General features: G+C 30.1%; 7 protein-coding genes. All 7 read right to left on the reverse strand.

The window, feature by feature from the left end:
- Positions 1-58: 58 nt before the first annotated feature.
- The 7 genes from ACJDUG_RS17605 to ACJDUG_RS17635 all read right to left on the reverse strand — a co-directional run bounded on the left by ACJDUG_RS17605 (position 59) and on the right by ACJDUG_RS17635 (position 6,038).
- Positions 59-1,117, reverse strand: coding sequence for a DUF2812 domain-containing protein (locus tag ACJDUG_RS17605; RefSeq protein ID WP_406771174.1), 1,059 nt, complete (start codon positions 1,115-1,117; stop codon positions 59-61).
- Between the two features lie 124 nt (positions 1,118-1,241).
- The gene (locus ACJDUG_RS17610) at positions 1,242-1,781 is read right to left on the reverse strand and encodes an AAA family ATPase (RefSeq protein WP_406771175.1); all 540 of its coding nucleotides are present in this window, start codon (positions 1,779-1,781) and stop codon (positions 1,242-1,244) included.
- A gap of 484 nt (positions 1,782-2,265) precedes the next feature.
- Complete coding sequence (locus ACJDUG_RS17615) at positions 2,266-2,715, reverse strand: GNAT family N-acetyltransferase (protein ID WP_406771176.1); 450 nt, start codon at positions 2,713-2,715, stop codon at positions 2,266-2,268.
- Between the two features lie 151 nt (positions 2,716-2,866).
- Positions 2,867-3,388, reverse strand: coding sequence for a hypothetical protein (locus tag ACJDUG_RS17620; protein WP_406771177.1), 522 nt, complete (start codon positions 3,386-3,388; stop codon positions 2,867-2,869).
- Between the two features lie 262 nt (positions 3,389-3,650).
- The gene (locus ACJDUG_RS17625) at positions 3,651-4,541 is read right to left on the reverse strand and encodes an alpha/beta hydrolase (RefSeq protein WP_406771178.1); all 891 of its coding nucleotides are present in this window, start codon (positions 4,539-4,541) and stop codon (positions 3,651-3,653) included.
- A 312-nt stretch (positions 4,542-4,853) separates the two neighbouring features.
- The gene (locus ACJDUG_RS17630; protein ID WP_406771179.1) at positions 4,854-5,567 is read right to left on the reverse strand and encodes a VanZ family protein; all 714 of its coding nucleotides are present in this window, start codon (positions 5,565-5,567) and stop codon (positions 4,854-4,856) included.
- 165 nt (positions 5,568-5,732) lie between these two features.
- The gene (locus ACJDUG_RS17635; RefSeq protein WP_406771180.1) at positions 5,733-6,038 is read right to left on the reverse strand and encodes a DUF6241 domain-containing protein; all 306 of its coding nucleotides are present in this window, start codon (positions 6,036-6,038) and stop codon (positions 5,733-5,735) included.
- Between the last annotated feature and the right edge of the window lie 120 nt (positions 6,039-6,158).

Genomic DNA, 6,158 nt, shown 5'->3' on the forward strand with positions numbered 1-6,158 from the left:
CAGCAGCTTGAAGATGCTTTAAGAAAAACTGCATAAAAAATTCGAGTTTCTGTGTCTACTATATTGACTTAAATCCAGTATTATTTCCCCAAGAATAGTCAATTCTTTTGGCTAATATACTTTTATCTATGCTAGTATAGACATCTTCATTGTCGTTTTGATATTGCCCAAAATCCATGAATGTTAAAGCCTTATTTTCAGTTGTCACCTTGCTTTGCTCAAGGTACGTAATATTTTTAAAGACTGTGGCACTAACAACACTCATTACTAGAATAACTGATACAATAATACTAACGGTATATATTGCTAGTTTAGTTTTATTTGAATATCTTTTTTTGTTTATAAATTTTCGTACAAGCATGGAGATTACACCTATAGCAAGCATTACAAAAAAAATTGATATTCCTAATATCTGACTCTCGTGCTTATAAAAAATCAGAAATTGAAAAAGTAAAACTAATAATAAAGTAGCAAATAAACTTGTAAATATATTTTTTCTTCTTACATGCCTGCTGTTATTGCAAGCCTTAAATTCGCCTTTTCTCAAAAGAACCCAAGCTTTAATAAACCAAATAAAAAAACTGAGGATTAGTATTATATTTATAAACACAATCGATGCCATTGATAATACAGATAATACTCCAATGTTAGATGCTAGAGTAAGATCTACACTTCCTATAAATAATTGCATAGAAAGATTAAGAATAAACACTAAAATGAAAACTAGTGAACTTAGAATTCGATTTAATGAAGCTTTAAATCCAGATTTGAACTTTTCCTCTTGAGATTGAATTGGAATCGTATTCCCATAATCCTCTGTGTAAAATACTTGGATTTTTCCTTTTTGACAAACATAATTCCATCCTGCAGCACTGTAATATTCCCTGTATTCTAAAGCAATATTGCTGTCATTACAATCAAGTTCAGAAATTCTCTGATGCACATCTACAGTATACTTAATTTTGCAAGGCTCTATTTTTTTAAATTTTAAAAAAGCTCCATAGATGGATTGCAATAGCCATCCCTTTTCAGCCATTTCTTCAAGATACACTTCAGCTGCATCGCATTCATAAGGTAAAAAATCAAAAAATGTTATTTTTTTATTTTTGACCCCCATAAATCCCCTCCAAAATTAATAATAGTTCTATATTGAATATCATTCACATTGTCCAACAATATAAGAATATTGTTTATTTATGTCTAATAACAGTCATTTATGTTTGTGAACTAAAGCCAACCTTTTATTTTATAATTTTATTAAGAAGCCTAATTGTTTCCTCTAAAGGTTTTGTCCCATCAATGATAACTTTTTTACAACCTAATTTCTTTAACCATAAATCGTGTAATGCCTTACTTCTCATATTAACATCTCCAGTATCGTAACCTTTTGCCCATTCTAAGAATTCTTGGTGTCCTTGAAACATATCTCCATTCTCTAAAATTCTACTCCCAAATCTTTTGTACTCTCTCTTTTTTATACGATCAATTCTTACTTCAGTTGGAGTTTCTATTTCGATAACTAAATCAAAATATGGTATAAACCTATCTCCCCATATACACAATGAACCTGTAACTACGCATTTATCTGTATTCAAAATATCTTTTTCTAGTAATTCTATTCTTTCTTCTATTACCCTTTTAGTTGTAAATGGTGGATTTGTTGGAAGCCAAAAATAATCATCCACATCAAGATGTGTAAATTTATATATATTTTCTAATTCTTTTCCTAATGTTGTGGTGCCTGAACCTGCTGCTCCTAATATATGTATTACTTTTATCACAATAATACCTCCTTACTTAATTCATTTTAATTTACAATTTCAAATTACTTTTACCATCGAAACAAAAATCAGTATGTGCGTGCGTAAACTAAAACTTCTAAAGACCAAAATGTCAGGTAGCGTATCGTAAGCCGACGCTACTGAATCGAACACCAGATGAATACCCCTTGAATGTGCTTGCGTCAGTGAAGGAATGTGCCTTGGAGCTTTACCTTTTAACCTATATATAGATTATAAACCATAAATTTACACATATCTATAAAAAAATCCACCTAACAAGGTGGACATAAAATTTTGATAAGTGATGTTTTAGAGCTTTACTATCTATATGCGAAGGTTAACACTATAAATATTATTTAATGTATTTCATAATATAAGAATGATCTAAACTAATTAATATGGTATTAATTGCGTACGAAAGAATTATAGAAGGACTTATGCATCTATATTGCCAAATGTGCTTTCTATTTTAGACCCTATTGTACTATTCTATTTTTCTGTACAACATATCTATATGTGGAATATTGTCTTCTAAATACACATCTGAAGTTTCTTTAAAACCAAGACTCTTATAAAAATCAACCAAATATGATTGTGCTTGAATCCTAATCTCTTTTTCGTTTAAATTGAATTCTATAAAATTGATTGCTTTTAACATCATTTCTCTTGATATACCTTTGCCTCGATAATTTTTATCTACCAATACTCGCCCAATGGATATTTCATCATATGAAACTCCCTTGTTTAAGATCCGTGAATATGCAATAACTTTGTCGTAATTTTGAAGATATAAGTGATATGCGTTTTCATCTTTTCCATCACAATCTTGGTAAGGGCACTGCTGTTCTACAATAAATACTTCATTTCTTATTTCTAAAATTTTATATATTTCTTGAACTTTTAAATCTTTAAACTTTTTTAATTCCCAATTCAATGTTTTTACTCCTTTAATACTTATTTTGTATTAATATACTATTGTTTATTAGATTATAGTTATGTATAACTCCTACTTTAACATACTTTACCACTGGGACATATGTTTTAGAGCTTTTACTATCTATATTCGTAGATTATACCCACCAATATTATTTCGCTTCTTTTACACACCATATATCCTTATTTTTTACAATAAGTAATGTAGTTTCGGTTGGTTTTGATGGTCCAGCAGAACTTACCCAAAAGAACTTTATTTTAGCCTCGTACTCTGTGTCATTTAATTTTCTATTATAGAGTATTTCATATTTTTCAAGCCATGGACTTGAGCCACCATATATCCAAAAACTATCTCTAGGCTCACCCCACCCTTTAATAATTTTGTTTTTTAATTCGTTACAAGAAACTGCATAATGAAGAACACCATTTCTGGATTTCTCAGCATTTGCCCAAATACTTATAACTTGTTCTGGGGAAGTTGCTCCAAATTTATCCAAAGCTTCTCTAAAAAGTTGAACTTGTGCCTTAGTTTGTTCATTTGTTATGAAGTTTGTTTGTGGGTGAAATAATTCACTATCTACTATACATGCTTGAATTTTGTAACTACCTACATTAGCTGTATCCAATACTAATATAGCTAAAATGGAAAATATAAACTTAAAAACGACTTTCATAATAAATTCACTTCCTTATGTCTTATGCTTACATTTATAGATTTTCTAATTATGAATTTTTTATAAGTGAAGCTATTATTTTTAAAGACATTTATTTTTCCATATCCACATATTCCTTGTATAAAAAACGCTAAATGCGTAATCAAAAACTCCAATAGTTCTAAAATTTCACATAACTTCCTCACACTCAAGACGTTCCTGAATCGGACCCCAATGGCTACGCTTTAGCCTGTGAAGGAATGTGCCACATTGATACTTAGCATCATATTCTTTTCGTAGCTTTAAACCAATTAAATATTTCTACTGCAACATTATTAGGTTTATCCCAGTGAACCAAATGACCTGCTCCATCAATCAATCTTACCTTCGAACCGGTACCATTCTTAAATTTATCGGCTAAACTCTCTCTATATTCATTCATTGTATCTGGCTGCGTACTTCTTAATAAATATATTGAACTTGGCAGCTTTTCATATATAGAATCAGTTGGATAGAGGTACATTGATTTTATGGCACCTGTTGAAGTAAAGCTATTTGCATGAAACTTATATTTACCATCCTCTACTCTAATCAAATCCCTTGCGGCTTCTTCTAATAAGGAAGACCATCTATTATAGTTACTCTTTTCCAGATTAATGTGCTCTTCTAAAGTATCAAAACAATATTCGTCAAAATCATTAATGTAATAATTAATTTCATCCTGCATTGTATAAGTGCTACCTGATTTTGAAGTCTGATAAGCATACCACTCATTCTTTAAATAGTATCCACCATCTAACAGCATGGTCTTAGTCACTTTTGATGGATAAGCGGCTAGATAATGAAGTGCAATGTCTGCACCCCAAGAATGCGCTAATAAATAAAAACTACCTACTGTTACGTGAGAGATAATTTTATCAACCCATCTAATCATATTAGGCATTTCATAATCTTCTAATCTTAAAAATTGAGGGGTTTTCCCATGCCCTGGTAAGTCTATTGAAATAATATGGTATTCATTTTTCAAAAGATGTGCCAACTCAATAAAGCTAAGACTTGTACTTCCTAATCCATGAATACATATAATCATTGGATTCCTTTCATTCCCCAACTCGTGTATTCTCGCTTTGATATCTTTATTATCTATATAAACCTCTTTCATAGTTTTCTCCAAAAAATTTTTTGCTATTTGGTGTTCATAAGATTTCATATAACGTTTCGTCTTGCCCACGTTTCTAAACTGGACCCCAAAGTAATACTCCTTGGCTGCACTTGAGCCTGTGAAGGAATGTGCCTTGGTAATTCAATTATAAACCTATATATAGATTATAATCCATAAATTTACACATATCTATATAAAAAAATCCACCTACCAAGGTGGATGGCAAAATCTTGTTATCTGATGAGCTATGTTAATCACTTTCTTCATGCGAAAATATATGCCAATAAACAATTACTTAAAGCCATCATGGGTTAATATTATTTATTAAGAATAACTCTCTGCTCTTTCTTTTCTATGATGTTTAATAACAAAATTACTAAACAAAGCACCTATAATGAACCCTAAGGTATTTAAAATAATATCATTTATATCAAATATTCCTCTATGTAATATGTACTGCATTGTTTCAACAATTAAAATATACACTAAAAACCCCATCATTAAACTAAAATTATTGACCTTTATTCTAAATTTCATAAATCCACCTAAAGGAAAATATAGAAGCATATTAGCAATTACGAGAAGAAGTGTGTGGTTAAAGTATTCTTTAAAATCACCTATTATGCTAAAAGGGTTTAAATTAAGTCCATAAAAATTAGATGTCATTTTAAAAAAAGATAATAATATTACCAAACCAAAATATAATACTGCAAGTGTATTGATATGAATTTCCTTAACTCCCTTATTCATTACCGAAATAGTAAGTATATAGAGAAAGGTTGTTACAAATACCATCATTCCAACATAAAGACTAACTGATGGTGTCATTAACCTGATAAGTAATTCTGAAACAAAATTATAAAATATAATGTATGTAGTAAAAATGAAAATAATAAGAACAATAATATTCTTTAATAGGTTTTTTCTCATATGTGCGTCCCCCATTTTCACTGTGGTTAAATTGTTATATTTATCAATCTGACCTAAGAAACTTTCTACAGTACGATTATATATTTTATCAAGGCGTCCTTGAGCCATAGCTAGAACTAGCTTGACGAAAGGAAGTGCTTTGGCTCAATGGCTTGACCCTAATTAAGCCAAAGCGAACTTGAGTGTATTGTTAGGTGTAGTTTTCATCATTTCACTTTAAGCTTGGCCTACTCTAGCTTCGCATTGATTTATATAGTTTTAAATCAAGCATTATTAATCTTTCTTTAATCCATTAGCTTTACCAATAATTCCGCCTTCCTTTTCCCATATGTAATTATGTAGTTCAACTGATTTAGAAAAATCATTATTCTTCCATCTTTTTAGATGTTCTAACAAAAAGGCTTTATCATCCCAATTCGATTTGGCAATTGCTAAAATAAGTTCATCCACTCTTTCAGGTGTAATCTCTACATACCTGTCACTTACATCTGATATAACTTTAGTATGGGTCATTTCATGTATTAATCTTAGTACACGTTCCTCATCAAGTAAATTATATTTTTGACCACCAATACTCAATATATTTATATCCTTTTTATCCTGTTCATTTGTTTTTAAACCTTGGATTTAAGTCAATATAGTAGACACAGAAACTCGAATTTTTTATGCAGTTTTTCTTAAAGCATCTTCAAGCTGCTG

This window comes from Candidatus Clostridium stratigraminis, from assembly GCF_045310675.1.
Classification (GTDB): domain Bacteria; phylum Bacillota; class Clostridia; order Clostridiales; family Clostridiaceae; genus Clostridium_AT; species Clostridium_AT stratigraminis.